The sequence below is a fragment of the Arsenophonus nasoniae DSM 15247 genome (assembly GCF_000429565.1).
Taxonomy (GTDB): domain Bacteria; phylum Pseudomonadota; class Gammaproteobacteria; order Enterobacterales; family Enterobacteriaceae; genus Arsenophonus; species Arsenophonus nasoniae.
Genome location: NZ_AUCC01000253.1, coordinates 1 through 1328 on the forward strand (window position 1 = coordinate 1; position 1328 = coordinate 1328).

Annotated in this window: 2 protein-coding genes; one reads left to right on the forward strand and one right to left on the reverse strand. The window is 35.8% G+C overall.

Annotated elements, in window-relative coordinates:
- Nucleotides 1-223: 223 nt before the first annotated feature.
- The gene (locus G468_RS0118090; protein WP_026824160.1) at nucleotides 224-904 is read right to left on the reverse strand and encodes a LexA family transcriptional regulator; all 681 of its coding nucleotides are present in this window, start codon (nucleotides 902-904) and stop codon (nucleotides 224-226) included.
- 138 nt (nucleotides 905-1042) lie between these two features.
- Between G468_RS0118090 and G468_RS0118095 the strand changes: the two genes are divergently transcribed.
- Nucleotides 1043-1234, forward strand: coding sequence for a helix-turn-helix domain-containing protein (locus tag G468_RS0118095; protein ID WP_026824161.1), 192 nt, complete (start codon nucleotides 1043-1045; stop codon nucleotides 1232-1234).
- The last annotated feature ends 94 nt before the right edge of the window (nucleotides 1235-1328 follow it).

A 1328-nucleotide genomic window follows, 5' to 3' on the forward strand; every position in this document is an offset into this window, starting at 1 on the left:
TGCAAAGAGCGGATCGCACTCTATGCAACGTGCACCACTGCACTACTACAGACATAACGCGCTGTACATTTCGACTTTCTAAATTGTTAAAGAGCTAAGAAGTAACCCATAAACGCATTACCTTATGTGATATTTATATGCCAAACTGCATTAGCTGTCAACCCATAATTGCATTATCTTAAAAAGTTTCGCTATATGAGACTTTAATTTTTTTTTAAATTTATTAGGTGTGCCAAAGAGATGACTTTGCGATACCCGCAATATATTGAATTATCGTAACCTTCTTTTTAGGTATTTTTATTGGAGCAACATTTTCATTTACAGGTAACAAATGGTAAAGAGCATCTCGTTCAAATAAAAATGTTTTTACCATTACCTGACCTTCTTCCGTAACAACTAAAACTTCATCACCTGGGTGATAGATATGATTTGGCTCTACAATTATAAATTCACCTTCTTTAATTCTAGGTATCATAGAATCATCGACACTTTTTAATGCGTAAGCATTTTCATCATAAGAAGGCCAACGTATGTAACCACCTCTATTTTCTACGGGATGCTTCATGTTTGGCCAATAGCTACCGTGCCCAACTTGAGTATTACCCAATACTGGCACTTCTTTAAATATTAAATAATCATACGGGTCGCCATCCACTTCTACTAAAGTGCGTGGTGGGTTTTCCTGCAGGTCGCACTCAATTAAATCTACTGGAGATATTTTAAAAAATTCAGCTATTTGTTTTAGAGTAACGTACTTAGGATCTTTTACTTCCCCTACTAACATTCGTTGCAGTGTCGATTGTTGCATTTTCACACGTTTTGAAAGTTCTGTAACGCTACTAATACCTGTATTTTGCATTAAATATTTTATGTTTTTTTTTAAAATATCGTAGTCAAGTGCCATTTTTCTTTTCCTTCTTATTCATCGAATTATTATGCGTTATTGCATATTTGAGGTTTCTACAAGAAACCAAATTCGGGTTGATTGTCAATGCTTTTTCGGATAATTTAAGTTCATAATATACCAATGGAGCCGAAATCTATGCACGAATTAACTCCCAAAGATATAGTGAAATACTTGCTCGATTTGGGATATACCCAAAATCAAATAGCTAAACTTACAGGTGTACCACAATCAACAATTAGTCGTTTATTAGCGGGGATACACACAAATCCACGTATATCAACAGTAAGATCTCTTGAGAAACTTTTATATACAGCTATTGTTCGATGAAAGGCCAAATAACCCATGCAAATCAATTATTCTGTCGGGCGTAGTGTGAGTGATCAGCGCCCGAGTCCTGCTGTTGCGGGCTCTTTTGCCGAGT